Genomic DNA, 26,584 nt, shown 5'->3' with positions numbered 1-26,584 from the left:
CAGGCGCTTAGCGCAGCAAGGGCAACCGCTAAGGACGCGGCGAATGCGTAGCGGAGGCGCGTTGCGCGGCAGCCTATTGCTCGAGCTGCCTGCTGAGGCTTCCCCATGGATTCGCTCCGCCTAGTTCCGTGACGTAGAAGGCTCCGACGTGGCGTGCGCGCGCCGTGTTTTGCGCCGCAGATACCTCCTCGGTCGGCGTGCTGTGCACAAGGTGACAGAAGCGCTCGGCCGGATGGTCTGCCGTCCAGTCAGTCGCTGCATGATCACGATACGCGGCCCAGGAGCCCTCGAAGGTGACCACCACATCCGCGAGTTCGGCGTATCCGGGATCGGGGGTCACGCCCGGGTTCAGGACGACGAAGTCCATTCCGGCGCGGCGCACGGCTTCGGCGATTCGGCCGTAGTGAGCGAGGTGATCGTGCCCGCTGGAGACCTGATCGAGGAACGCGCCGCGTAGCCCGTACCAGGACTGATAACGCATCACGTCGCGCAGGACGGACACGCTTGGGCGCTTTCCGTAGCCAGTATCTACGTAGCCGATAACGCGTCCACCCGATGCCTGAACCGCGGCGATCGGTTCGATATACCCGCGATCGACTGCCTGCCCGGGGCCAGAGCCCGGATTGAGAATCGCGAAGGACAGCGCAGGCCCGAGCGCGGCAAGGACCTGCCAACCGACCGGATCCCACAAGGGGTTGAAGTAAGCGGGGACCGCGAAGCGCGGCAGCGGTCGGAACGATCGGACCGGTTGCATGGGAGCTGCGGGCGACCGGTCTCGAGCGATGGGGTGACGGGTCATAGGTGCACCCACGGGCGCGCGGTGACGGCCGCGGCCCGAATCGCGAGCAGCACCGAAGCCTCCAAGGCGAGAGCGGCCAGGACCGCCGCGTTGCGGCTCGGCAGGGCGACGAGCGTCGAGGCCAGCGCGATCGCGGTGGGCCACAGCACGGCGCGCGCCTCGATGCCGCGCATGAACAGCGCCGCGAGCAGGCCCGGAGCGAGGGCGACCGCGAAGAAGTAGAGCCCTGCGGCGCGGGTGTCGCCGCGATCGAAGAAGTAGTAGACGGTAAGGGCTAACGCGGCGGTGGTCGCGGCCTGCCGGATGAGCGCCCCGAGTAAGAGCAGCGTCGCGGGCGGAGGAAAGCCTGCGGGGTCGGCCAACGTGGACAGCAACTCGCCCACTTGCCGCTGGTACCAGCGCGCGTGCCACTCGCCGGCGCCCATCCCCAGGGTCAGTACGATCGCGGCGTGCAGCGCGACCAGCCCCTGACCGGCCGCGACCGGGCCGGCGAGGACCACCGTGATGAGCGCGCCGGTGCCTAGACCGGAGAGCACGTGCGGCGACGAGTCGCGCAGCTCACGCTGCGTCAACCGCGGGCTGGTGCCGGTCCCGTGGCGGGTCAGCCGCAGCATGAACAGCACCGTTGCGGCGGCCGAGAGCTGAGCGCCCGCGAGTGCCGCGTAGGGCGGGGCGCCGAGCCACACCGCGATCGCGCCGGAAATCGCCGGGATGAGCGTGCCCGCCATCGCGAACTCCGCGCCGAGTACGAGGGCTGGGACGGCCGCGAGGCAGAACCAAAGGCTGGTCGCGGCTGGTAGCAGCGCGGTGAGTGCGGTACCGAGAACCAGTTGCGTCGCGCCGAGCAGCCAAGTGGAAACGAGCAGTGCGTATAGCGTTCCGTTGCGAAGAATACGCGCGGCACCGGCGCGGTCCGCGTTGTTCAGCCGGCTGTAGGCGAGGTGTGCGACGCCCTGGCCGTAGCCCCAGGCGAGCACCTGCACGACGGCGAGGACTGCGCGAGCAGGGCCAGTCATATCGCTCACCATGAACGCCATGGCGCACAGCGATGGCGCGGTGAACAGCAGACCGCGCAAGATCGCGCGGGCCGTGCCGGTCACGGTCGGCTGATCGTCGGACGCATCCGGCGAGTGCGGGTCGCGAGGAACCCGGCGATGCAACTCCTCGGCGAGCGCGAACAGGTCCGGCAGGCCGAACCTCTCAGCTGCGATCCGGTCGTTGTAACCCTCTGCTTCGAGCCCGGCGGCGATCGCCAGCGAATCCACCGCGCTGCGGCACAGGTCCGCGAGGCTCAGCGCGAGGCGATCGACCGCATCGAGGGCACGGGGAGTGTCGAGACTGTCGGCGGAAGGTTCGGCCGAGTCGGCGTCCGGATTGGTGCAGTCTGTTAAGAGAGGCCTACGCGGTTGGCTGTAGGCAGTGGCAAACGCATGGTTCGGTACGCCGTCCGCCCCGCCGAGCAGAGACGGTGCACTCATGCGGCGAGCCCGCTAGGCACGGACGACTCTTGAGCGGCCCAGGACGATTCCGTGCTGTCTGACGTGGCGTCGGATGCGGTAACGGGTTCCAGTGCTGGCTCGGGTACGCGCGGGGCGCCAAGGCTGTCGTAGATCTCGTCGAAGATGTCCACCGCGCGGCCGATGGTGAACAGTTCCAGCGCCCGCTCGCGAGCCGCCTTGCCCAGTTCGCGCCGCCGCTCATGATCGGTGAGCAGCGCCAGACAGGCCTGGGCCAGCTCCGCCGGTCGACGCGGCGGGACCACGAGACCGGTATCGCCGATCGCCTCGGCCACGCCGCCGACCTCGGTCCCGACATTCGGCCTGCCACAGGCCATCGCCTCGATCACGGTGAACGGAAGGCCCTCAGAGATCGAGGACAGGACGACCACGTGCCCGGCCGCGTACGCGTCGCTCACCACGTTGCACTGCCCTTCGAAGACAACGGCCTCGCCGATGCCGAGCTCCTGCACCAGCGCGAGGCATTCCTCGTGATACCACTCGCCGCCGGCCGGCGCGCCGCCGAAGATGCGCAGCCGCGCGGCCGGCAGTTCGGCCAGCACCAGCGCGAAGCCGCGCAGCAGCGTGTGCAGGTCCTTGAGCGGATCGATCCGGCCGACGAAGACCAGCGTCGGCTCATCCGGCTCCCCCTGAGCGGGCGGAAATCGGTCCGGATCGACGCCGTTGTACACGGTGCGCAGCTTCGCCGGATCCGCGCCGAGCCGTTTCTCCCAGCGTTGGTTGTACTGGTTGCAGGGCGTGATGAGATCTGCGTTGCGGTAGCCGGTCTCGCACAGGCGCCTGGTAAACGCAGCGACGATTGCCTTAACCGGCCAGCCGAGGCGTTCACCGTGTAGGGCAAGGTACCGCTCGCGCAGGTATACGCCGTGCTCGGCGACGATCAGTGGCGTCCCGTGCGTCCACTTCGCGACCAAGCCGACGAGCGCGGCCAGACCGTTCGACACCGTGTGCGTGACGTGGGTTTCCGGCGGCCGATAGGACAGCGGGCGCAACGCGTGCTCGATAAGGTCCAGAGCGGTCATCGCGTCGGCCAGTTTGAGCGCGGGACCGAGACCACCGTGCGAGCGCTGCCAGAAATCCGCGAGAGCGCTGGCGACCGCGTCCGTGCGCAGCACCTCGCTGAGGCTGATCGGCTGATGTGCCTGGAAGAACAGCTCGAACAGGGCTGATTCGAAATCCTCCGCGGCCCCGGGTTCCCGGCTCAGCGCCGCTTCGAGCAGGCTGATCGCCGCGGCCGGGTCCGGGCGCTTGGCGAACCGGCCGCGCTGGTTCGGGCGTTGGGTCGTCCACAGCGGAAGCAGCCGCAGCGAATCGACGTTCTCCGGCAGTTCGTAGACGGCGGGCTCGTGGCCGGTGGCGGTAAGGGCGACGACGTGAAAGCGATGCGTCTTCAGCCCTTTGATCATCTGATCGCACCAGACCGAGACGCCGCCGCGTACATGTGGATACGTGCCCTCAGTCACGAGCAGGATCTCCACGGGTTCCGTTCCCCCTCAAGTACGGCGCGGTGAGTAACGCAACCGTGCAACGTGTCTGCGGTCGCGTTCCTGTGAGTGCATGTAGCTGTGCGGGTGCGCTTATCCGGGCGCGCCGAGTGCTCGGAGGTCGCTCCGAGCACTCGGCTTGATTTGCTTGATCAGTTGGTTGTGACCGCTGGACTACAGCAGCCCGGAATAGCCGGGGAGCAGCAGGGTGAAGCCGCCGGCCGGGGACTTCTTGTAGGCGGAGAGCTCACCGGCGTATGCGGACCCGAAGGCGGTCGCGCCCAGCGAACCGCCCAGCAGGCCGGGGTTCTGCGTGCCGGTCGGCCCGGGGAAGGGCACGTACAGCCCGCTCGGCGCCGAGATGAACACCTTGCCGCTCTGCAGGTAGCCCGAGACGCTGCCCGCCGCGACCGCTGCCGCCCACGCCGACTGCTGCTGAAGGGTCTGGCCCTCCGCGGCGAGCGTCTGCTCGACGATCGGTGCGGTCGAGGCGAACTCGGCCCGGTACTGGCTCAGGATCGCGTTCAGCGCCGGGTAAAGGGTCCGATCCTCGGCCAGGTTCGACTGGTGCACGTAGGTCGGCCGCGGGTCGTTGGCGGTGATGTGGCTCAGTGCGATCCGGGCCTCGGTCGGCACGATGTAGTCCGTGTAGCCGGTGACCGGGTCCAGCGGGCTGATGCAGGTCGAGGTCGGGTTGTTCTCGCAGATCCCTGATCCGCCGTTGGCCGCCGAGGTGTAGACCCAGTTGTACTCGTTGATCTCGTCCGAGACCGTCGCGGCGTTGTAGTACACGTTCATCGGATGCCGGGGCACGGTCAGCGTCGAGCCGCCGGTGACGAGCCGCTGGTTCGGCTCGCGGGAGGCGTCGGAGCCGGTCCACGCGACGTGCTGGGCGGCCAGGCCCGGGCCGAGGTTCGGGTTGTCGACCGGCTGCTGCGGCAGCGTCGCCAGGCCCGAGTGCTCGCCGGTGACCAGTTCCGTGGCGTCGGTCGTGAAGCCCTTGGCCTTCGCCCAGGCCACGTTCTGCGAGACCTGCGAGGTGATGTCGGACTGCGGCACCCAGATCGGGTTGCCGCTCGCGTCGGTCTGGCAGGACCACGGGATGGTGGTCTCGTTCTGCTCACAGCCGAGGAACTCGTGCGAATAGGTGTGGTTGACCCACTCCAGCGCGGCTGACTTGTTGGCCTGCCAGGCGGTCAGCAGCGGATCTGAGCCGGTCGCGGTTACCTCGTCGTCCGAGCCGCCGCCGTTGTACAGCATGGTCAGCTTGTAGTTGTTCGCGTTCTGCCAGCTGGCCTGATACGACACGTCGGCCGCGGTCATCCGGCTCGGCGTGGTGTCCGGGATACCGGCCGGGCAGATCGAGTCGCCCGGCGTGCAGTGTCCGACCTGGGACCACTCGGAGTCCGGCAGGAAGGTGTCATCGACGTCGACGGTGAAGTAGTTGCGGTCGTAGCCGAAGTGCACGCCTTGTGTCGCCCAGGTGATGAACCCGTGCGCGAGTGCGCGGAACTGCGCCTGGTTGGCGTTGTACGCGAATGTGTTGATCAGTTCGCTGCGGTTGCTCGTGGCGTAGATGCCAGCCAGGACGCCCTGTGTCGTGGTGCCGGGGATCGTCATGGTGAGCAGCGGATCGAACGTGGTACCGGTCGCCGGGTTGGGAGTACCGAGGTACCCGTATGACTCGGAGATGGTCGGGTCGATGTTCTCGAAGGGCACGCTGCCGCTCAGATACGGGAACGCCTTGGTTTTCCCGTCGCTGGTAGCTGTAGCGGTCATCCCGTCGAGCGTGCCCGCGAAGGTCGGGTAGTTCATGCCGACGGCCGGGCTCGGATACAGGTAGGCGTCGACCTGCCGGACGGAGTATGTGATCTCATACGCGTCGAGCGCCGAGATCTCGGCGGCGGAAAGCTGCGCAGGCGCGTTGTTGGGCAGCACGACCGCGTCAAAGTGCGCTTCTGGCACTCCGCCGGCGGTGCCGGCGAGGAACGCGGCGGTGAGCTGCTGGCGGGTCGCGCTGGTCAGGTCGATCGCGGTGTAGGGCACGCCCTCGGTGCTCAGCTCGGTCCGGATCGCTTCAACCGGCGAAGATCCATCGGTAAGGACGAGCACGCGAAGGTCGACCCGGTCGCCGGAGGGGAAGCTCGTGGCGGCCAGGCTGCTCGACTTCGCGGTGGTGGATTTGATGGGGCCTGACTTGACGCTGTTAGAACCAGCTGGGTTAGCACCGGCTGTGTTCGACTCGATGACGGAGCCGGAGTTCGCGGTGGAGGTGGCCGCCCGAGAGACGGCGGCCTGGATCGGGACGGCGGCGACGGCGCACAGCGTCGCGGCGGCGAGCCCGGCGACGGGTCTGGCACGGCGGTTGCCGCGCGGTTTGCGGGCATGGCGAAGCAAGGAGTTCCCCCCTGCGGTAGTTGTTGAAGTCTTTTCGTCGGACCGTGGCACCGAGATTAATTTCGGCCACGGCTTCCACCCGACGGTTACCGTAGGGGAGGGGCAGGGGGTGCGCCATATCGAACTGGAAAGAATTCATCCGAACGTATGGTTTTAGGCTAACAATTTCGACGCACTCGGGGCGCACTCGCAATTGCAGCGTGCGCGCTAGTCAGCGCATGCAGTAACGCTGAGCGGCATCGTCGAAGAGATCACTGCTTTGACAGGAATCAGGACCGGCAGGCACGCACGTTCTTTCGGCGAACGTGAGTGCCTCTCGCGTGTATCACCGGAATGCTCGCCGAATGAATGCGCCGCGGGCCGGTCCTGAACGATGGTTTTGAAAATAGGTGTTCGAAAATCAGTGCCGCGTGGAAAGCCGTGCGCAGGCATTAAGCGGAATGGGCAGCCAGGACGGCCGGTTGGCCGCTTCGTATCCGACTTCGTATACCGCTTTGTCGATCTCGAACGCGCGTAGCACTGCGGACTCCGCGCGCGGGTCGTAGCCGAGCACCTCGGCGTACCCGCGGCAGAACGCGTCACGGTTGCGCGCCGCCCACTCACCTGCCCGCGCCGTCATCAGCTCGGTCGCCGCCGGAGGCTGGTCGGCGAGCGTCGACATGGTGCCCAGCAGATGGTGCGCCGCGTAGTCAAAAGAGCGCAGCATGCCGGCGATGTCCTTGAGCGGGCTCGCCGGAGCGCGCCGCTCGGCCAGCGACCGGGTCGGTTCGCCCTCGAAGTCCAGCAGGATCCAGCCGGTGACGGTGCGCATCGCCTGGCCGAGGTGGTAGTCGCCGTGCACCCGCTGCACCGGCAGCGGACCGCCGAGCGCGGCGAGTCGGTCTATGGCCTCAGCCAATCCCGGCGCATACGGCCGCAGTTGCGGTACCTGACGCGCCGTCATCTCCAGCTGCCGGCGCATCCCGCCGGCCAGGTGCTCAAGGTCCTCCGGCGCCAGCCAGCCGGTCGGCAGCGTCGCGGCCAGCGCTCGGTGCACGCGCGCGGTCGCCATGCCGAGCCGGTGCGCCTCGGGCCCGAAATCGGCGCCGGCGCGCGCCGCCGACACGTCAGGCTCGGCGGCGAAAAGGTCGCGCACGCTGGTCAGCGCGAGCGCCCAGCCGTCCGTCGCGCTCGGCAGGAACGGTTGGAGCGTGAGCAGGGTGACCGGTTCGTCGACGGCCTCTCCGCCGAGGCTGGCGCCGTCGAGCGCGGCGGCGTCGAACTCGGCCCAGCCGATCGGTGGCGCTATGTGCGGAGACTCGGCCACCGCGAGGGCCAGGCCCAGCTCCAGCTCGGGGCTGCGGCCCGGAGCCGGCCGGCGGAAGACCTTGGCGATGTACTGATCGCCGTACACCAGCGAGGTGTTCGACTGCTCGCCGGTCAGCACCAGCGCGCGCAGGTCCGTGCGCAGCACCTGCCCGGCCAGCCGGTCGAAGCGCAGCGGGCCCACCGAGTCCCGGTCCGCGATCCGCTCCAGCAGCCACGCGGCGAGGAATGCGTCATGCAACCCGTCGTAGCAATGCCCACCGAGCTCGGGTACCGCACTGTTCGGATCGCCTATCGCCGCGTGCCTCAGCCGATCAGGCAGTGAGCGCCGCGCACCCACGAAGACCTGATAGGTCTGCGGCGCCTCGCCGTTGGCCGCACCATCGCGGTACGTGACCTCCGCCAGAACGTGCCACAACCGCACGTCCTCGCCGTTGTCGTCAGCGATTTGCGGCGCGGCCAGGCAGGAGGAAACGACGACCGACTCGATGTCCCGGCCCTTGCCGCCGAACCAGCGTTGCTCGGGCAGCCAGCCGGACAGCAGCCCGGCCAGCCGCTCGGTGGAGCGGCCGTCCAGAGCGGGGTGGGCCATGTCGATCGTCGACGTCATCGTCGGTCATCCCTTCACGCTGCGCCGTGGCTGCACCGAGCAGCGCCCCGTTCGTGGCACGCCGGTACCGCGCCTCTTACCCTCCTTTCGGCGCCGTAATGGGTGCGCCGACGGTCCTACCCGGACCGTTTTCCTCACATCACGTCAGTTCACATGAAGTCGCGTCCGTCACGGCCGCTGCAACTTGAACCAGTAGAACCCATGGCCGCCCAGTGTGAGCAGGTACGGCAGCTCGCCGATCTTCGGGAAGTGCACCCCGCCGATCAGCTCCACCGGCTCGATGGCCTGGTAGGCGCGCAGGTCCAGCTCGGTCGGCTGCGGGAAGCGGGAGAGGTTCATCACACACAGCACCAGATCGTCCTCGGCTCCCGACCCGCGCGGCGCCTCGGCAGCCGGCAGTTCGCGGATGAAGGCGAGGACCGAGGGGTTGGTCGAGCCGAGCTCCTGGAAGGTGCCCAGGCCGAAGGCCGGGTTCTGCCGCCGGATCTCGATCATCCGCTTGGTCCAGTGCAGCAGCGAGGAGGAGCTGGCCATCTGCGCCTCGACGTTGACGGATTGGTAGCCGTAGACGGCGTCCATGATCACCGGCAGGTTCAGCCGGCCCGGGTCACAGGCCGAGAAGCCCGCGTTGCGGTCCGGCGTCCACTGCATCGGGGTGCGCACGCCGTCGCGGTCGCCGAGCCAGATGTTGTCGCCCATCCCGATCTCGTCGCCGTAGTACAGCACCGGGGAGCCGGGAAGCGAGAGCAGCAGCGCGGTGAACAGCTCGATCTGCCGCCGGTCGTTTTCCAGCAGCGGAGCGAGCCGCCGGCGGATGCCCACGTTCGCCTTCATCCGCGGGTCCTTGGCGTACTCGCTGTACATGTAGTCGCGGTCTTCGTCGGTGACCATCTCGAGCGTGAGCTCGTCGTGGTTGCGCAGGAAGATGCCCCACTGGCAGTTCGCCGGGATCGCCGGGGTCTGCGCCATGATCTCCGAGATCGGATAGCGCGACTCGCGGCGCACCGCCATGAAGATGCGCGGCATCACCGGGAAGTGGAAAGCCATGTGGCACTCATCGCCGCCGGACTCGGCGTCACCGAAGTAAGCCACCACGTCGGCGGGCCACTGGTTCGCCTCGGCGAGCAGCACCGTGTCCGGGTACTCGGTGTCCACCATCTTGCGCACCTTCTTGAGGAACTGGTGCGTGCGCGGCAGGTTCTCGCAGTTGGTGCCCTCTTCCTGGTACAGGTACGGCACCGCGTCCAGCCGGAAGCCGTCGATGCCCAGGTCGAGCCAGAACCGCAGCGCCGCCAGCATCTCGGCGTGTACCTGCGGGTTCTCGTAGTTCAGGTCGGGCTGGTGGGAGAAGAAGCGGTGCCAGAAGTACTGCTTGCGTACCGGGTCGAAGGTCCAGTTCGAGGTCTCGGTATCGATGAAGATGATGCGCGCGTCGGCGAACTGCTTATCGTCATCGGCCCACACGTAATAGTCGCCGTAGGGCCCGTCCGGGTCGTTGCGCGAGGCCTGGAACCACGGGTGCTGATCGCTGGTGTGGTTGACCACGAAGTCGATGATGATCCGGATGCCGCGGGCGTGGGCCTGCTCCACGAAGTCCACGAAGTCACCGAGGTCGCCGAACTCCGGCAGCACGTCGGTGTAGTCGGACACGTCGTAGCCGCCATCACGCAGCGGGGACTTGAAGAACGGCGGCAGCCAGATGCAGTCGACGCCGAGCCACTGCAGGTAATCCAGCTTGCTCGTCAGACCCTTGAGGTCTCCGGTGCCGTCGTGATTCGAGTCGTGGAAGGAGCGGACCAGAACCTCGTAGAAGACGGCGCGCTTGAACCAATCCGGATCGCGTTCGCTCTTCGGAAGGTCCAGCGGTGAGTCTGATACCGGTTCGTTGACGATCACGGTCACTCCAGTTGTGCCGGGAGCACCTGTGGTGCACGGATGAGGGTGGACTGCACACGACCGCCGATCCGCCCTGGGCGCCGCGCCTCGGGCCGGGGCCCCGGGCCGTCGCGATCAGGGCCCTACCTGATCAGCGTAAGCACATGGGCCGGTTGAGTGTGCGGGTCGAGCCGGACGTAGTTGTGCCGGCCCCAGTGGTACACCGCACCGGTCAGCTCGTCGCGAACGGTGAAGCGGTCGTCCCAGCCGAGGCCGAGCGCGGACAAGTCCAGGGAGACGGTGGCCTCGACCGTGTTGTGCGGATCGAGATTGACGACCACCAGGACCAGATCAGCAGCTGTGTGCTTGGAGTAGCACAGCACAGCATCGTTGTCCGTGGAGTGAAATTTGAGATTACGTAACCCTTGCAGTGCAACATGTTCACGACGTAGGCCGTTGAGACGCGTCAGGAAGGGTGCCAACGACCTGCCTTCAGCCTCCGCCGCGGCCCAGTCACGCGGCCTAAGCTGGTACTTTTCCGAGTTCAGGTATTCCTCGCTGCCCGGTCGCACCGGCGCGCTCTCGCACAGTTCGTAGCCGGAGTACACGCCCCAGGTAGGGCTGAGCGTCGACGCGAGGACCGCTCTGATCTTGAAGCCGGGACGTCCCGAGTACTGAAGGTATTCGTGCAGGATGTCCGGGGTGTTGACGAACAGGTTCGGACGCAGGAACGCCGAGGAGGAATCGGCCAGCTCGGTCAGGTACTCCTGAAGCTCCTGCTTGGTGTTGCGCCAGGTGAAGTACGTGTACGACTGGTGGAACCCGATCTTGGCGAGGGTGTGCATCATCGCCGGGCGGGTGAAGGCCTCGGCGAGGAAGAGCACGTCTGGGTCAGTGGCGTGGATCCGGTCGAGCAGCCGCTCCCAGAACAGCACCGGCTTGGTGTGCGGGTTGTCGACCCGGAAGATGCGCACACCGTGGCCCATCCACAGCCGCAGCACCCGCTCGCACTCCTCCAGGATCGCGGGCAGCACCCCGGGACCGTCGAAGTCCAGCGGGTAGATGTCCTGATACTTCTTCGGCGGGTTCTCGGCGTAGGCGATGCTGCCGTCGGCGCGGTGGGCGAACCAGTCCGGGTGCTTGAGCACCCAGGGATGGTCCGGCGAGCACTGCAGCGCGAAGTCCAGCGCCACCTCGATGCCCAGCTTGCCGGCCCGGTCCACGAAGTAATCGAAGTCGGCGAAGGTGCCCAGGTCCGGGTGGATCGCGTCGTGGCCGCCGTCAGTCGCGCCGATGGCCCACGGCGAGCCGACGTCCCACGGACCGGCGGTCGTGGAGTTGTTCGGGCCTTTGCGGTAGGCGGTGCCGATCGGGTGGACCGGCGGAAGGTAGACCACGTCGAAGCCCATCGCCGCGATGCCGGGCAGCCGTTCGGCGGCGGTGCGCAGCGTTCCGGAGACGGGAGGGGTGGCGCCGGTCGAGTCCACCTGCGCGCCCTCTGAGCGCGGGAACATCTCGTACCAGGACCCGAACAGGGCACGGGCCCGATCAACCCGCAGCGGGTAGCGCTCGCTCTCGGTCAGCAGGTCGCGCACGGGACGCGCGGCGAGGGCGCGGTGCAGTTCGATCTGCTCCATCGCGGCCAGCCTGGCCTCGGCCGGAACATCGACGTCGCGCAGCAGCTGAGCGGTCGTCAGAAGCAGTTCCACGTCAGGGTCGGCGGGCTGCGCCGGCGCGGAAGCGGACCGGTCGCCGTCCACAGCCGCGGCGTCCGATCGGCGCGCCCGGTCCGCAAGATCGTCCAGCGTCGCCTGGACGACGCGTTCGATGACCGCTTCGGTGGCCGCCGCGCGCGCGGAGATCGAGGCGCTGGAACCACCAGAGCCACTCGCACCCCTTACCTCACTTGAGGCAACAGAAGCATCGGAAGCACCAGGGGGGCTCGTGGGGGTCGTGCGGCGCGTGTGGGTGACGGTGTCTACTCCATCTGTGCCATTTCTGTGATGTTCGGCACGGCTGTGATTTTCGGCACGCTGGCGCGCGGCGCGCGCAGCAGCGGGACCTGTCACCGCGTCAGCCGCCGCGGCACGCTCAAGCAACCGCGCGCCGTCCTCGAAGACCAGCTCGATGTCGATACCGGCCGGGATCTTCACCCGGGCCGCGTGATACCAGGTGGACAGCGGATCGGACCACGCCTCCACGTGGAACGTCCACTCCCCGCGCCGGTCCGCGACCACTTGCGCGCCGTAGCGATCGGTGCCGGGAGCCAGCTCGCGCATCGGGGCCCACGCGCCGCGTTCGCCGTCAGGGCCGGTCAGCACCACGTTCGCGGCGACCGCGTCGTGCCCTTCTCGGAAGACGGTCGCGGTTACGGTGAACAGCTCGCCGGGCACCGCTTTGGCGGGCCGGGCGCCGTCGAGGATCCGCGGCTGGACGTCGACGATGGGGATGCGTCCGATGCTCATGCGGGATTCATATCCGATTTCTCGCGTTGCACGCGACGCGAGGGGCGACGGCACGCTTTCGGCCCTCTTCAGTCTCGGCCGGTCTTGGCCCAAAGCCGCGGTGTAGGACCGGTTACAGCTCGGCAACCGGTTCGGCCAGCGTGTTACCAGACCGCAACTCAGCCGGGGGGCGTTCGGGAGTGCACGGCAGCGCTCCGCCCGCGAACCTGAGCCACCATGTCGCGAAACCCGGTGACCAGCCGCTACTGTCCCGAAGCATGAGGGCTATCCGACGCTTCACCGTCCGCACCGTGCTTCCCGAACCGCTCGCGCCGCTCGCCGAACTGGCGGCGAACCTCCGCTGGTCCTGGCACGCACCCACCCGAGACCTGTTCGCCGCGGTGGACCCCGGGCAGTGGGAGGCGGTCGGCGGCGACCCGGTGCGCCTGCTCGGCGCGGTGCGCACCGAGCGGCTGGCCGTGCTGGCCGCCGATGGCCGGTTCACCGCGCGGATCGCCGACGCGGCCGCGAACCTGCGCGCATACCTGACCGAGCCGAAGTGGTACCAGACGCTGACCGACGCCCCCCGCGCGATCGCCTACTTCTCCCCGGAATATGGAATCACCGCCGTGCTGCCGCAGTACTCCGGCGGCCTCGGCATCCTGGCCGGCGACCACCTGAAGGCCGCCTCCGACCTGGGCGTGCCGATCATCGGCGTCGGCCTGCTGTACAAGCACGGCTACTTCCGCCAGTCGCTCTCCCGTGACGCCTGGCAGCTCGAGACCTATCCGCTGATCGACCCGGACAACCTGCCGCTGACCCGGCTGCGCGAGGCCGACGGAACCGCCGTGCGCGTCACCATCGGGCTGCCCGGGCTGCGTGAACTGGTCGCGCAGGTTTGGCTGGCGCAGGTCGGCCGGGTGCCGCTGCTGCTGCTCGACACCGACATCGAGGACAACGCGGACGGCGGCCGCGAGATCACCGACCGGCTTTACGGCGGTTCCAGCGAGCACCGGCTGCACCAGGAGATGCTGCTCGGCATCGGCGGCATCCGGGCCGTGCGGGCCTACTGCCGGCTCACCGGCACTGCGCAGCCCGAGGTCTACCACACCAACGAGGGCCACGCCGGGTTCCTCGGCATCGAGCGAATCAGGGAGCTGTCGGAGGAACACGGCCTCGACTTCGGCGCCGCGCTGGCCGCGGTCCGAGCCGGCACCCTGTTCACCACGCACACCCCGGTCCCGGCCGGCATCGACCGTTTCTCGCACGACCTGGTCGCTGAGCACTTCGGCGGCGACAACCAGTCCCCGGGCGTGCAGATGGAGAACGTCCTCGGGCTCGGCGCCGAGGACTTCCCCGGCGGCGACCCGGGCTGCTTCAACATGGCCGTGATGGGCCTGCGGCTCGCGCAGCGGGCCAACGGCGTCTCGGTGCTGCACGGCGAGGTCTCCCGGGAGATGTTCGGCGGGCTGTGGCCGGGCTTCGACCCGCCGGAGGTGCCGATCACCTCGATCACCAACGGCGTGCACGCGGAGACCTGGGTGCACCCGGCGGTCTTCGAACTGGTCGAGCGGGAACTCGGCCCCGGCGCGCTCGCCGACGAGCCCTTCGAAGCCGTGGACCGCTTGTCTGACAAGACGATCTGGGAAATCCGCTGCGTGCTGCGCGCCGCGTTGGTCGACGAGGCACGGCGCCGGGTCAAGGAGTCCTGGATCGCTCGCGGCGCCTCGGAGGCCGAGCTGGGCTGGACCGCCGACGTGCTCGATCCGGAGGTGCTCACCATCGGCTTCGCGCGCCGGGTGCCCTCCTACAAGCGGCTGACCCTGATGCTGCGCGACCGCGAGCGGCTCGCTTCGATGCTGCTCAACCCGCAGCGCCCGATCCAGCTGGTGATCGCCGGAAAGGCGCACCCGGCCGATGAGGGCGGCAAGCGGCTGATCCAGGAGCTGGTGCGGTTCGCCGACGAGCACAACGTGCGGCACCGGATCGTCTTCCTGCCGAACTACGACATGGCGATGGCCCAGTCGCTGCTGCCCGGCTGCGATGTGTGGCTCAACAACCCGCTGCGGCCGCTGGAGGCCTGTGGCACCTCCGGGATGAAGTCGGCGCTCAACGGCGGGCTGAACCTGTCCATCCGGGACGGCTGGTGGGACGAGTGGTTCGACGGCGAGAACGGCTGGGCGATCCCGACCGCGAACGGCGTCGACGACCCGGACCGGCGCGACGAGCTTGAGGCCGCGGCGCTCTACGACCTCATCGAGACCTCGGTGAGCCGCCGCTTCTACGACCGTGACGCGGCCGGTCTGCCGACGCGCTGGATCGAGATGGTGCGACACACGCTGAGCACGCTCGGCCCCAAGGTCTTGGCCAGCCGGATGGTGCGGGACTACGTGCAGCAGCTGTACGTCCCGGCCGCGACGTCCTCGCGTGCGGTATCGGCGGATGGATACCGCAGCGCGATCGAGCTGGCCGCGTGGACGGAGCGGATCAAGGCGAGCTGGCCGGAGCTGGCGATCGAGCACGTGGACGCGGTCGCCGACAGCGATGGCAGCGGCGAGGGCGCCCCTCGGCTCGGCGGCTCGTTGCGGGTTCGCGCGCTGGTGCAGCTCGGCTCGATCACGCCGGACGACCTGGAAGTCCAGGCGGTTTATGGTCGGGTCGACGAGCGGGACCAGTTGCGGGACACGCACACGGTCGCGCTGGAGTTGAACGGCGTGGACGACCTCGGCCGCAACCGCTACGAGGGCGTCGTGGAGCTGGACCGGTCCGGACCGTTCGGGTACACGGTGCGTGCGGTACCGAAGCATCCGATGCTGTCCACGCCCGCGGAGCTTGGGCTCGCCGTGTTGCCGACGCCGGTGACCGTCTCGTCCTCGGGCGAAGGCAGCGGCGACACGTTCATGCGCTGACGTGACAACTGCGGCGGTGCTCCGGATACGTCCGGAGCACCGCCGCGATGCACGCACCCTCGAAAGCCGACCTGGTGTCAGGTCGCTGACCACGCCTCCGGATCCGCGCGCAGCAGCATCAGCGATCGCGGGACGAGCGTGACCGGCAGCCCGCCGCCGTAGGTGACGTTGTCTCGCGCGCCGGGGTCGCCTTCCAGGGTCGTATCGATCACGCTGTGGTACCAACGCGCCCACGGATCGCCTGGCAGCACGAACTCCAGCTCCTCGGCCCCGGCGTGCACCAGCAGCAAGAAGCTGTCGTCGATGATCCGCTCGCCGTGGTTCCCCCGCCCGCGGATGTCCTGCCCGGAGAGGTACACCCCGAGGCCGGCGGCTGGCGCGAACCAGTCGCCGTCGGTCATCTCCTCGCCGTCCGGCCGGAACCAGGCGATGTCCTGCAGGCCGCCCGGATGTGCGGGCTGGCCCGAGAAGAACACGCGCTGGCGCAGCACCGGATGCCGTTTGCGCAGGTGGATCAGACGCCGGGTCAGATCCAACAGGCTGGACCATTCGCCCTTCTCCAGCAGCGACCAGTCGACCCAGCTGACCTCGTTGTCGACGCAGTACGCGTTGTTGTCGCCCTGTTGCGTCCGGCCGAACTCGTCGCCCGCGACGATCATCGGCACGCCGGTGGCCAGCACCAGAGTCGTCATCAGGTTACGGATCTGCCGCCGTCGCACCTGGTTGACGGCCTCATCGTCCGACTCGCCCTCGACGCCGTAGTTCGCGGAGCGGTTGTCGTTGGTGCCGTCGCGGTTGTTCTCGCCGTGCGCCTCGTTGTGCTTGTGGTCGTAGGTGACCAGATCGCGCATCGTGAAACCGTCGTGTGCGGTAACGAAGTTGATCGATGCGTACGGTCGTCGTCCGTCGTCCTGGTAGAGGTCTGAGGAGCCGGACAGGCGGTAGGCCAGGTCGCGCACGTCGGTGCGCGCGCCGCGCCAGAAGTCCCGGACCGTGTCGCGGAACTTGTCGTTCCACTCCGTCCACAGCGGCGGGAACTCGCCGACCTGATAGCCGCCCTCGCCGACGTCCCAGGGCTCGGCGATCAGCTTCACCTGCTGGAGCACCGGATCCTGCGCGATGACGGTGAGGAAGGCGGAGAGCTTGTCCACGTCGTGGAAGGAGCGGGCGAGGGCGGAGGCGAGGTCGAAGCGGAATCCGTCCACGCCCATCTCGGTGACCCAGTACCGCAGCGAATCGGTGATCAGCTGAAGCACGTGCGGTTGTACGACGTTGAGCGTGTTACCGCAGCCGGTGTAGTCGGCATACCGGCTCGGGTTCTTCTCGTCGAGCCGGTAGTAGCTCTCGTTGTCGATGCCGCGGAAGCACAGCGTCGGTCCATCGCCGCCGCCCTCGGCGGTGTGGTTGTAGACCACATCGAGGATGACCTCGATGCCGGCCGCGTGCATCGCCGCGACCATCTCCTTGAATTCGCGCACCTGGCCGCCGCGCTCGCCGCGCCGGGCCGCCGCCGAGTAGGGCGCGTGCGGAGCGAAGTAGCCGATCGAGTTGTAGCCCCAGTAGTTGCCGAGCCCGCGCTCTAGGAGGTGCGGTTCCGAGACGAAGTGGTGAATCGGCAGCAGCTCGACCGCGGTAACGCCCAGATGGACGAGATGCTCGATGACAGCCGGATGCGCCAGTCCTGCATACGTACCGCGCAGCTCATCAGGCACAGCTGGATGGCGCATGGTGTAGCCGCGGACGTGAAGCTCGTAGATGATCGTCTCGGCCCACGGCGTACGCGGTGGCGTGCCGGTATCGACGTCGACCCGGCCGGTCACGATGCCCTGCGGAACGTACGGTGCCGAATCGCGGTCGTCCGGGGCGTTCGAGTTGGCGGTCGAACCGTGCTTCACATGCGCGTACACCGCGTCGTCGAGGACGAACTCGCCTTCCAGCGCCCGCGCGTACGGATCGAGCAGCAGCTTGTCCGCGTTCCAGCGGCGGCCGCGCGACGGATCCCAGGGCCCGTGCACCCGAAAGCCGTAACGCTGACCGGGCTCGATGCCCGGCAGGTAGCCGTGCCAGACGTGAAAGGTGGATTCGGTCAGCGGGATCCGGCTCTCGCCACCGCCATCGTCGAACAGGCACAGTTCGACGCTTTCGGCTCCCGCCGCCCAGAGCGCGAAATTGACGCCTTGTCCGTCGTGGCGAGCACCGAGCGGATGCCAGGTACCGGGCCAGGGCCGGTCCCAGTGCTCGGTGTGGTGCGGATCGCCAACTTGGTCACTCATGGTGTCCATTGTGCCTTTTGACGGGTCGTGAAGAACCTCATGGCCCCGGAAATTCGGCGGCTGACCGGCCGTGGTTGGATGAACGGTGCAGGCGGACGGTGATCCAAGGGAGTGTCAGCGTTGACTGAGCCGAACGAGGGCGCGACGTCGGGCGACAAGGACAACGCGCTGGGCGCGCAGGTCCTGTGGCGCGCCGAGTATGTCCGGATCGAGATCGCGCCCGATACGCCGCGGGTCGCCACCATCCGGATCGACCGGCCGAAGCTGAACCCGCTGGATTCGCACGTGCAGGCCGAGCTGAGGCAGGCAGCCCAGCAGGTGACCGCCAACCCGGACCTGCGCGCCGTGGTGCTCTACGGCGGTCCGATCGCGTTCGCGGCCGGAGCGGACATCAAGGAGATGGCCGCTCTCTCCTACACCGACATGGTGCAGCGCTCGGGCACTCTTCAAGACTCCTTCACCGCGATCGCGCGCATCCCGAAGCCGGTCATCGCGGCAGTCACCGGTTTCGCGCTCGGCGGCGGCTGCGAGCTGGCGTTGTGCGCGGACCTGCGGGTGGCCGCCGCCGACGCCAGGTTCGGGCAGCCGGAGATCAAGCTGGGCCTCATCCCCGGAGCCGGTGGCACGCAGCGGCTCTCCCGCCTAATCGGCCCCGCCCGGGCCAAGGACCTGGTCTTCACCGGACGGATGGTCGACGCCGAGGAGGCGCTGCGGATCGGCCTCGCGGACCGCGTCGTCGCGCCCGAGGAGGTCTACCCGACCGCGCTGGCCTGGGCCGCCGAATTGGCCGCCGGACCGGCCTTCGCGCTGCGCGCCGCGAAGGACGCGATCGACCGCGGTCTGGAGACGGATCTGGCCACCGGCTTGGAGATCGAGCGGGCGCAGTTCGCCGCGCTGTTCGCGACGCCGGACCGGAGCACCGGCATGCAGTCCTTCATCGAACACGGCCCAGGCAAAGCCGTCTTCGACTGATCCCCTCCCAAGAGCGACGCCGAGCGCGACACACGGCACCGTGCCCGACCTCGGCGAATAACCTCGCGCCTGGCTTCGTGTTCACACAAGCCCGCGATGTCATACGCTGCGAGAGAGCGCACTTCCGTCTCCGACCGGGGGTCTGATGCCAGAACAGCTGGACGCCGCCCTTCCCGAGGTGGCTCGTGCGCGGATGGCCGAGATCCGTGAGAGCCACACCTGGGGCTCCGCGCTGAGCACGCAGGAGTTCGCGGCCATCACCGGCGCCGGTTTCGACCCGGTCGGCCAGGTGCTCGGCACGGCGGTGTTCCACATCGGGTACGCCGGGCGCTGGGGCTGCTCGGGCGCGTGGTCGTTCTTCGGCGGCACCGAGGTCTCCTCCTCCGCGTACGCCCCCTTCTCCCAGCTCGTGCGCACGATGTACGGCGCGCGGCGGCTGGCGCTGGCCCGGGCCATCGCCGAATGCAAGGCGCTCGGCGGCGACGGGATCGTCGGGGTGAAGCTGCGCGTCGGGCACTTCTCGGCCGGCGGCATGGAGTTCACCGCGCTCGGCACGGCGGTGCGTGCCCGCTCCAAGAGTCGCCCGGCGAGGCCGTTCACCTCGCACGTCACCGGCCAGGAGTTCGCCAAGCTGCTGCACGGCGGCTGGGTGCCGACCGGGCTTGTGCTCGGCATCTCGATCGCGACCAGGCACGACGACTGGCGCACCTACGGACAGCTGCGCTGGACCGCGGGTAACCAGGAGGTCGATGGTTATACGCAGCTGATCAACCACGCCCGGCACGATGCCCGCTACCAGCTCCAGCTCGACGCGAAGGCGCACGGCGGGGACGGGATCGTGGTCGACGAGATGCAGCTGCGCATCCGCGAGCGCGAGTGCCCGTCGTACGAGAACCAGCGTGACCACATCGCCGAGGCCGAGTTCGTCGGCACGTCGATCGCCCGCTTCGACCGCAGGCCCGGCGGCACCGGGCTCAAGCCACCGCTTAGCATCATGACCCTGAATCGGGGGCGTTGAGGATGACCGATCAGTCCATCCAGCAGGAGGCCGGGGACCTGGTCGCGCAGGGCGTGCCCGAGGACGCGATGCGCCGGCTCGCCCAGCTGCGTCCCGGCCAGGGCTCGATCTTCACCTCGGACCTGACGGTGAACGAGTTCCTGCTGGTGCGCGAGGCCGGGTTCCGGCCGCTCGGCCTGGTGCTCGGCTCCTCGATCTACCACGTGGGCCTGCAGTTGGGCCGCTGGTCGAAGAACCAGGAGATGACCGTCCTGTCCCAGGCCATGTACCACGCCCGCGAGCTGGCGATGAGCCGGATGGAGGCGGAGGCCAGCGCGCTGGGCGCGGACGGCATCGTCGGGGTGCGGCTGGACGTGGAGTTCAAGGAGTTCGGCAACGACATCGCCGAATTCATCGCGGTCGGCACGGCGGTCAAGGCGGACGGCGCGGACCCCGGACAGCACGGCCACTGGCGCAACAACAAGAACAAGCCGTTCACCTCGGACCTCTCCGGCCAGGACTTCTGGACCCTGATCCGGGCCGGGTATGCGCCCCTTGATATGGTGATGGGATCTTGCGTCTACCACGTCGCGCACCAGCGCTTCGGCCAGGTGGTCGGGAACGCGGGCCGGAACGTGGAGATCGAGCAGTTCACCCAGGCGCTCTACGACGCGCGCGAGCTGGCGATGAGCCGGATGCAGGCAGAGGCGGAGGCGCTGGACGCTGAGGGCATCGTCGCGGTGCAGCTGCGTCAGCACTCGCATACCTGGGGCTCGCACACCACCGAGTTCTTCGCCATCGGCACCGCGGTACGGCCGCTGCGCGCGGACCACGTGATCGACCGCCCGAGTATGGTGCTGAGCCTCGACGCCTGAGTCGGAACCGGGAAGACATGGCTGAATACGAATCACACGAGCTGGTTCCCGCCGACGAAAGCGGAGCCGGCGCCGGCTTGGACCGCGGCATGGACGTCGAACTGCTGGCGGCCGCGCTGCGCCGGGATACCGCGGATCTGGAACTGTACGCGAAGGTGCTGTCGGTGACGCTGGCCGACTCGCTACCGGCGGGCGCGGTACAGGTCGAGCGCAAGCGGACTATGGCGGACCGGATGGCCGGCCGCGAGGGCGCGGTCACCAACATCGACGTGGCACTCGGCGAGCAGCGGCTCGGCCTGCGGATGGATCGCGGCCGGATGACCGGTGAGGTGTGCAAGGAGGTGCGCGGCATCGTGCTCTCCCGGCAACAGGTGGGACTGGACGAGTGGATCAACACGCTCGCCCGAGCGCTCGCCGAGACGGCCGCGTCAAGCGGCCGCGCCCGCGAGGCGCTGGAGCGCTTCCTGAGCTAGCGTCACTCCCGCACCAGGCCTTAGGGCGAACGCGAAAGAAAGTGACGGACATGCAGATCACGTGGTTGGGTCACGCCGGGCTCCGCATCGAGCAGGACGGCTACACGCTGGTCGTCGATCCAGGCGTCTTCTGCGAGCAGCAGGCGCTCGCCGCAGCGCTCGATGATGCCGACGGCGTGCTCATCACGCACGAGCACTTGGACCACCTCGCCGAAGACGCGGTCAGAGCCGCGCTGGCGAAGAAGCCGCAGATCGAGGTGTGGACGAACAGCTCGGTCGCCGCCCAGGCCGAGGGCACCCCGGCCACCGTGCACGTAGTTGGCGACGGATCCACGTTCACGGCGGGCGGCATCGAAGTTCAGTGCTACGGCGAGTGGCACGACCCGATCCACCGGGACATCCCAACCGTCCGCAACACCGGCTTCCTGATCGGCGGCAGCGTCTTTCATCCCGGCGACGCGCTGACCAACCCGAACGTGCCGATCGACCTGCTGCTCGTTCCCTCGCACGGCCCGTGGACGCGGACCGGCGACCTGATCGACTACGTCAGGGAGCTGAAGCCGAACCGGGTCTCGCCGATTCATGACGCGATGCTCAGCCAGGTCGGCAACGACTTCCTCGGCATGCTGCTGTCCGAGAATCCGGGCGCGGGACCGGGTACCGGCGCGCCGTTCTCGAAGATGACCCTCGGCCAGCCGTTCGAGCTCTGATGCCGATGCCCGGCCGCGCTGAGCGTGCGGCCGGGCATCGGCAGCTAGCCGGGAATCTGAATCTAGCGCAGCGTCAGAACCTGGCCGGCTCGGTGTACGTACCGTAGACGTCCTTGAGCACGCCGCAGATCTCGCCGAGCGTCGCCTCCGCGCGGACCGCGTCGAGCATCGGCGGAATCAGGTTCACGCCCTCCTTCGTCGCACCGTCGCGCAACACGGCGAGCGTCGAGCGCACCGCCTCGTCGTCCCGCTTGGCGCGGCGCTCGGCGAGCACCCGGTTCTGCTCCAGTTCGACCTCGTGCGAGACGCGCAGGATTTCGAGCGGCGCCTCGATGGTCTCGGTGTGCGCGTTGACCCCGACGATCCGCTTCTCACCCTTCTCAACGGCCCGCTGATACTGGAACGAGGCCTCTGCGATCTGGCCGGTGAAGTAGCCCTCGTCGATGCCGCGCAGCAGACCCGAGGTCACCGAACCGTCCCGCCCGAGGTCCTTGATCTGCTGGAAGATCGCCTCCGCCTCGGCCTCCATCCGGTCGGTGAGCGCCTCGATGTACCAGGAGCCGCCGAGCGGGTCGGCCACGTTCGCCGCACCGGTCTCCTCCAGGATGACCTGCTGGGTGCGCACGGCGATCTCGGCCGCCTTAGCGGAGGGCAGCGCGAGCACTTCGTCGAGCGCGTTGGTGTGCAGCGAGTTGGTGCCGCCGAGCACGGCCGCCAGCGCCTCGATCGCGGTGCGGACGATGTTGTTCTCCGGCTGCTGCGCGGTGAGTGAGACCCCTGCCGTCTGAGTGTGGAAGCGCAGCCACTGCGCCTTCGCCGTCTTCGCGCCATAGACGTCGCGCAGCCAGCGGGCCCAGATCCGGCGCGCCGCGCGGAACTTCGCGATCTCCTCGAAGAAGTCGATATGCGCGTCGAAGAAGAAGGAGAGGCCCGGGGCGAAGACGTCGATGTCCAGGCCGCGGGAGAGCCCGAGTTCCACATAGCCGAACCCGTCCGCCAGCGTGTAGGCCAGTTCCTGCGCCGCCGTGGATCCCGCCTCGCGGATGTGATAGCCGGAGACCGAGAGCGGCTTGTACGCGGGGATGCCCTGCGCGCAGTACTCCATCAGGTCGCCGATGAGGCGAAGGTGCGGCTCCGGCGGGAACAGCCACTCCTTCTGCGCGATGTACTCCTTGAAGATGTCAGTCTGCAACGTGCCGTTGAGCTTGCCGATCTCGACGCCCTGGCGTTCCGCGGCGACGACGTACATGCAGAACACCGGGACGGCCGGTCCGCTGATCGTCATCGAGGTGGTCACATCGCCCAGCGGGATGCCGCCGAACAGCACGTCCATGTCCGCGGCCGAGTCGATCGCGACGCCGCAGTGCCCGACCTCGCCGAGCGAGCGCGGGTCGTCCGAGTCGCGGCCCATCAGCGTCGGCATGTCGAACGCGACGGACAATCCGCCGCCGCCGGCAGCGAGGATGGCTCGGAAGCGCTCGTTGGTGTGCGCGGCGTTACCGAAGCCGGCGAATTGGCGGATCGTCCACGGACGCCCGCGATAGCCGGTCGGGTACAGCCCTCGCGTGTACGGATAGTCGCCGGGCCAGCCGATCTGCTCGAAACCGGGAACGACAGAGCCCGGAGGCGGGCCGTAGACCGGCTCCGTTTCGTTGCCGGAGATGGTGGTGGTGTCTCGGTCGGTCTTCGCCGCCTTGTCGTAGGCCGCCTGCCAACGCTCCCGGCCCGCCGCGATGCTCGCGTCATCCATGCGTCCAAAGTACTAGGACGTCCTAATATCTGTCGACGCGGCGCGGTCGATGAGGGCTCGATCGGTGGTTACTCGCCCGATTCGGTGATGCCGGCGTCGGTGAGGTCCGTCTCGGTGAAATCGCCGGCGGCGAGGCGCAGCGTGCGCAGCGTCTCGAACAGCGCACGGTGCTGGTCCGAGTCCAGCGCGTCCAGGCCGAACTGAGCGGCCATCAGGTCGGCCGTCGCCTTCTCCACCACCACCCGGCCGTCGGGCGTGATCTCGGCGAGCACGCCGCGGCCGTCCTCCGGGTTGGGCTTGCGCGCGACCAGGCCCGACTTGGTCAGCCGGTCCACGATGTTGGTCACCGAGGTCGGATGCACCTGGAGCCGCTCGCCGATCTTCGAGAGCGGCAGCGAACCGCGCCGGCTGAAGGTGAGCAGCACCAGCGCCTCGTATCTGGCGAAGGTCAGATCGTAGGGCTTGACGATCGCGTCCACCTCGGCGAGCACCAGCTGATGCGCGCGCATCAGCGAGGTCACCGCGAGCATCGAGGTAGACGTGCCCCAGCGCTGCTGCCACAACGAAAAGGCCCGCTCGACCGGATCGAAGGGCAGGCGGCCACCCTGGCTGGCCTGGTTCGGCATCGGACCGTCTTTCTCCTTGCAGGTGGCCGCGCGCCTCGTAGGTCGCGTGCGGCCTGACTCAGCCTTCGAGCAGCGCCCGGTCGCGCACGGCTCCGGTCGCCGCCGAGGTGGCCAGCAGCGCGTACGCCTTGAGCGCCAGCGAGATCGGGCGGTCACGGTCGGCCGGGCGGTAGCCGTTCCCGGCCTCCAGCGCGGCGCGACGGGCGGCCAGCACCTCGTCGGGCACATCCAGCGTGATCGAGCGGTCCCGGATGTCGATCGCGATCTCGTCGCCCTCCTCGACCAGCGCGATCATGCCGCCGGCCGCCGCCTCGGGGGAGACGTGGCCGATCGAGAGACCCGAGGTCCCGCCGGAGAACCGGCCATCGGTGATCAGCGCGCACTTCGCGCCGAGGCCCTTGCCCTTGAGGAACGCGGTCGGGTACAGCATCTCCTGCATGCCCGGCCCGCCCTTCGGGCCCTCGTAGCGGATGACCACCACATCGCCCGCGACGATCTGGTTGCCCATGATCGCCTCGACCGCCTGCTCCTGCGACTCGAACACGCGCGCCGGGCCGCGGAAGCTCCAGATCGACTCGGCGACGCCCGCCGTCTTCACCACCGCGCCGTCGGCCGCGATGTTGCCCCAGAGCACTGCCAGGCCGCCGTCCTTGGTGTAGGCGTGCGGGACGGCGCGGATGCAGCCGTTCTCCCCATCGGTGTCCAGCGAGGACCAGCGGTTCTCCGTGGAGAACGGCTCCGTCGTGCGCACGCCGCCCGGCGCCGCGTGGAAGAGCTCGAATGCCTCGTCGTCGGCCTTGCCGCCGCGCACGTCCCACTGGTTCAACCAGGCGGTCAGGGTCGGGGAGTGCACCGCGTGCACCGAATCGTCGAGCAATCCGCCCCGGTTCAGCTCACCGAGGATCGCCGGGATGCCGCCGGCCCGGTGCACGTCCTCCATGTAATACGTCTTACTCAGCGAGGCCTTGTTCGGGGCCACCTTCGCGATGCACGGCACCCGGCGGCTGGTCGCGTCGATCTCCTTGAGCCCGAAACCGACCCCGGCCTCCTGCGCGGCGGCCAGCAGGTGCAGCACGGTGTTCGTCGAGCCGCCCATCGCCACATCGAGCGCCATCGCGTTGCCGAACGCGGCGGGAGTGGCGATCGCGCGCGGCAGGACCGACTCGTCGTCCTGCTCGTAGTAACGCTTGGCCAGCTCGATGACCAGGGATCCGGCCCGCTCGAACAGGGCGCGCCGCTTGGCGTGCGTGGCCAGGGTCGAGCCATTGCCGGGCAGCCCGAGGCCGAGCGCTTCGACCAGGCAGTTCATCGAGTTCGCGGTGAACATCCCGGAGCAGGAGCCGCAGGTCGGACAGGCGGAGCGCTCGATGGTGTCGAGGGTGTCGTCGGACACGTTCTCGTCCGCGGCCGCCGACATGGCGTCGATCAGGTCGAGCTTGTCGTAGGCCACGCCGTCGCGGATGTGCGCCTGCCCGGCCTCCATCGGTCCGCCGGAGACGAACACGGTCGGGATGTTGAGGCGCAGCGCGGCCATCAGCATGCCGGGGGTGATCTTGTCGCAGTTGGAGATGCACACCAGCGCGTCGGCGCAGTGCGCATTGACCATGTACTCGACCGCGTCGGCGATCAGCTCGCGGGAAGGCAGCGAATAGAGCATGCCGCCGTGGCCCATCGCGATGCCGTCGTCGACCGCGATCGTGTTGAACTCCTTGGCCACACCCCCGGCGCCGACAACCGACTCGGCCACGATCTCGCCGACGTTGCGCAGGTGCACGTGGCCCGGCACGAACTGGGTGAACGAGTTGGCGATCGCGACGATCGGTTTGCCGAAGTCCGACTCGGCCATGCCGGTGGCCCGCCACAGCGCCCGCGCGCCGGCCATGTTCCGTCCGTGAGTCGAGGTGCGTGACCGCAATGCCGGCATGGTCGGCTCCTTGCCTGTCGCTCGTCGTACGCCGATTCCGCTTGTTACTCGCGGGGAATATCCTCCCACCCGGTCCGGGGCGCGGACCAGGCATCCCAAGGATTGGGACGGTGTGTTGCGCGCCGGTGGTGGAAACCTGGAGCGGAGCGGACAGCGGGAGCGGCGGCCGGGGGAACGTTAGGCGGCGACCGGCTCGGGAGCGGTGATGGGCTGCGACAGCTCGGCACGTACCGAGCGCTCGGCGAAGAACGCCCCGGTCGGCAGGACGGACATCACCAGCACCCAGACGACGCGCTTGATGCTCCAGCGCTGCCGACGCCAGCCGTCGAGCGCCAGCAGGACGTAGCCGATGAACAGCAGGCCGTGAATCGTCCCCATGATCGTCACGGCGATCGGCAGGCCGGCCGCGTACTTAAGCGGCATGGCCACGCACAGCAGGAGGAGGAAGGAGGCGCCCTCGGCGAGCGAGACCGGCAGGAAGTACCGGCTGAACGTGTTCCTTTGGCCGGTGTTGTTCATGATCGTGGCCGTTTCGGGCATAGGTGATCCTTGATAGTTCAGCGTCCTTGACGGATCAGCGCTGAGAGCGGGAGGCGCGGCTTGCGCGAGACCATCTTACCGACGGCTGGTCGGGAAAAAGTGCA

Annotated in this window: 19 protein-coding genes; 7 read left to right on the top strand and 12 right to left on the bottom strand. The window is 68.5% G+C overall.

Annotated features, from left to right (window positions below; all coding sequences use genetic code 11):
- Window positions 1–73: 73 nt before the first annotated feature.
- From VN779_RS13955 to VN779_RS13940, 4 genes are all read right to left on the bottom strand, one after another.
- Window positions 74–754 (bottom strand): spherulation-specific family 4 protein, encoded by a 681-nt coding sequence (locus VN779_RS13955; protein WP_325723259.1) that lies wholly within the window; start codon window positions 752–754, stop codon window positions 74–76.
- A gap of 41 nt (window positions 755–795) precedes the next feature.
- Window positions 796–2,277: a hypothetical protein gene (locus VN779_RS13950; protein WP_325723258.1), complete on the bottom strand. Its 1,482-nt coding sequence runs from the start codon at window positions 2,275–2,277 to the stop codon at window positions 796–798.
- On the bottom strand, window positions 2,274–3,794 hold the full coding sequence (gene pelF, locus VN779_RS13945) for a GT4 family glycosyltransferase PelF (protein ID WP_325723257.1): 1,521 nt from the start codon (window positions 3,792–3,794) through the stop codon (window positions 2,274–2,276). Before pelF ends, VN779_RS13950 begins: the two co-directional genes overlap by 4 nt.
- Window positions 3,795–3,974: 180 nt before the next feature.
- Window positions 3,975–5,912 carry a hypothetical protein gene (locus tag VN779_RS13940; protein WP_325723255.1) on the bottom strand — a complete coding sequence of 646 codons (1,938 nt, stop codon included), beginning with the start codon at window positions 5,910–5,912 and terminating at the stop codon, window positions 3,975–3,977.
- Window positions 5,913–5,946: 34 nt separating this feature from the next.
- Between VN779_RS13940 and VN779_RS13935 the strand changes: the two genes are divergently transcribed.
- A complete protein-coding gene (locus VN779_RS13935; protein ID WP_325723253.1) occupies window positions 5,947–6,354 on the top strand; it encodes a hypothetical protein in 408 nt (135 codons plus the stop codon).
- A 243-nt stretch (window positions 6,355–6,597) separates the two neighbouring features.
- On the opposite strand, the gene VN779_RS13930 is transcribed toward VN779_RS13935, so the two are convergent.
- From VN779_RS13930 to VN779_RS13920, 3 genes are all read right to left on the bottom strand, one after another.
- A complete protein-coding gene (locus VN779_RS13930; protein WP_325723251.1) occupies window positions 6,598–8,112 on the bottom strand; it encodes a maltokinase N-terminal cap-like domain-containing protein in 1,515 nt (504 codons plus the stop codon).
- Between the two features lie 168 nt (window positions 8,113–8,280).
- On the bottom strand, window positions 8,281–10,008 hold the full coding sequence (gene treS, locus VN779_RS13925) for a maltose alpha-D-glucosyltransferase (RefSeq protein WP_325723249.1): 1,728 nt from the start codon (window positions 10,006–10,008) through the stop codon (window positions 8,281–8,283).
- A 122-nt stretch (window positions 10,009–10,130) separates the two neighbouring features.
- Window positions 10,131–12,452, bottom strand: a complete 2,322-nt coding sequence (locus VN779_RS13920; RefSeq protein ID WP_325723247.1) for an alpha-1,4-glucan--maltose-1-phosphate maltosyltransferase — start codon at window positions 12,450–12,452, stop codon at window positions 10,131–10,133.
- 257 nt (window positions 12,453–12,709) lie between these two features.
- Here VN779_RS13920 and glgP point away from each other — a divergent pair, with 257 nt between their 5' ends.
- Window positions 12,710–15,340 (top strand): alpha-glucan family phosphorylase, encoded by a 2,631-nt coding sequence (glgP, locus tag VN779_RS13915; protein WP_325723245.1) that lies wholly within the window; start codon window positions 12,710–12,712, stop codon window positions 15,338–15,340.
- 77 nt (window positions 15,341–15,417) lie between these two features.
- Here glgP and glgX read toward each other — a convergent pair whose 3' ends face one another.
- Window positions 15,418–17,613 carry a glycogen debranching protein GlgX gene (gene glgX, locus VN779_RS13910; protein ID WP_325723243.1) on the bottom strand — a complete coding sequence of 732 codons (2,196 nt, stop codon included), beginning with the start codon at window positions 17,611–17,613 and terminating at the stop codon, window positions 15,418–15,420.
- A 183-nt stretch (window positions 17,614–17,796) separates the two neighbouring features.
- Between glgX and VN779_RS13905 the strand changes: the two genes are divergently transcribed.
- The 5 genes from VN779_RS13905 (at window position 17,797) to VN779_RS13885 (ending at window position 21,640) form a co-directional block, all read left to right on the top strand.
- Window positions 17,797–18,585: an enoyl-CoA hydratase/isomerase family protein gene (locus VN779_RS13905; RefSeq protein WP_349260786.1), complete on the top strand. Its 789-nt coding sequence runs from the start codon at window positions 17,797–17,799 to the stop codon at window positions 18,583–18,585.
- Between the two features lie 145 nt (window positions 18,586–18,730).
- A complete protein-coding gene (locus VN779_RS13900; protein ID WP_325723239.1) occupies window positions 18,731–19,603 on the top strand; it encodes a heavy metal-binding domain-containing protein in 873 nt (290 codons plus the stop codon).
- A gap of 68 nt (window positions 19,604–19,671) precedes the next feature.
- Window positions 19,672–20,457: a heavy metal-binding domain-containing protein gene (locus VN779_RS13895; protein ID WP_349260785.1), complete on the top strand. Its 786-nt coding sequence runs from the start codon at window positions 19,672–19,674 to the stop codon at window positions 20,455–20,457.
- Window positions 20,458–20,474: 17 nt separating this feature from the next.
- Window positions 20,475–20,930 (top strand): hypothetical protein, encoded by a 456-nt coding sequence (locus VN779_RS13890; protein WP_325723235.1) that lies wholly within the window; start codon window positions 20,475–20,477, stop codon window positions 20,928–20,930.
- 50 nt (window positions 20,931–20,980) lie between these two features.
- Complete coding sequence (locus tag VN779_RS13885; protein WP_325723233.1) at window positions 20,981–21,640, top strand: MBL fold metallo-hydrolase; 660 nt, start codon at window positions 20,981–20,983, stop codon at window positions 21,638–21,640.
- 73 nt (window positions 21,641–21,713) lie between these two features.
- Here the strand turns inward: VN779_RS13885 and VN779_RS13880 are convergent, their stop codons facing one another.
- From VN779_RS13880 to VN779_RS13865, 4 genes are all read right to left on the bottom strand, one after another.
- Window positions 21,714–23,390, bottom strand: a complete 1,677-nt coding sequence (locus VN779_RS13880; protein ID WP_325723231.1) for an acyl-CoA mutase large subunit family protein — start codon at window positions 23,388–23,390, stop codon at window positions 21,714–21,716.
- Window positions 23,391–23,458: 68 nt separating this feature from the next.
- Window positions 23,459–24,016 carry a MarR family transcriptional regulator gene (locus VN779_RS13875; protein WP_325723229.1) on the bottom strand — a complete coding sequence of 186 codons (558 nt, stop codon included), beginning with the start codon at window positions 24,014–24,016 and terminating at the stop codon, window positions 23,459–23,461.
- Between the two features lie 58 nt (window positions 24,017–24,074).
- Window positions 24,075–25,940 carry a dihydroxy-acid dehydratase gene (gene ilvD, locus VN779_RS13870; RefSeq protein WP_325723227.1) on the bottom strand — a complete coding sequence of 622 codons (1,866 nt, stop codon included), beginning with the start codon at window positions 25,938–25,940 and terminating at the stop codon, window positions 24,075–24,077.
- Between the two features lie 177 nt (window positions 25,941–26,117).
- Window positions 26,118–26,480 (bottom strand): DUF3817 domain-containing protein, encoded by a 363-nt coding sequence (locus VN779_RS13865; protein ID WP_325723225.1) that lies wholly within the window; start codon window positions 26,478–26,480, stop codon window positions 26,118–26,120.
- Window positions 26,481–26,584 lie beyond the last annotated feature (104 nt).

Source organism: Actinocrinis sp., from assembly GCF_035605935.1.
In the GTDB taxonomy this organism is placed as follows: domain Bacteria; phylum Actinomycetota; class Actinomycetes; order Streptomycetales; family Catenulisporaceae; genus Actinocrinis.
Note: the sequence above shows the minus strand (reverse complement) of the source record. Positions and strands in the feature narration are given on the sequence as shown.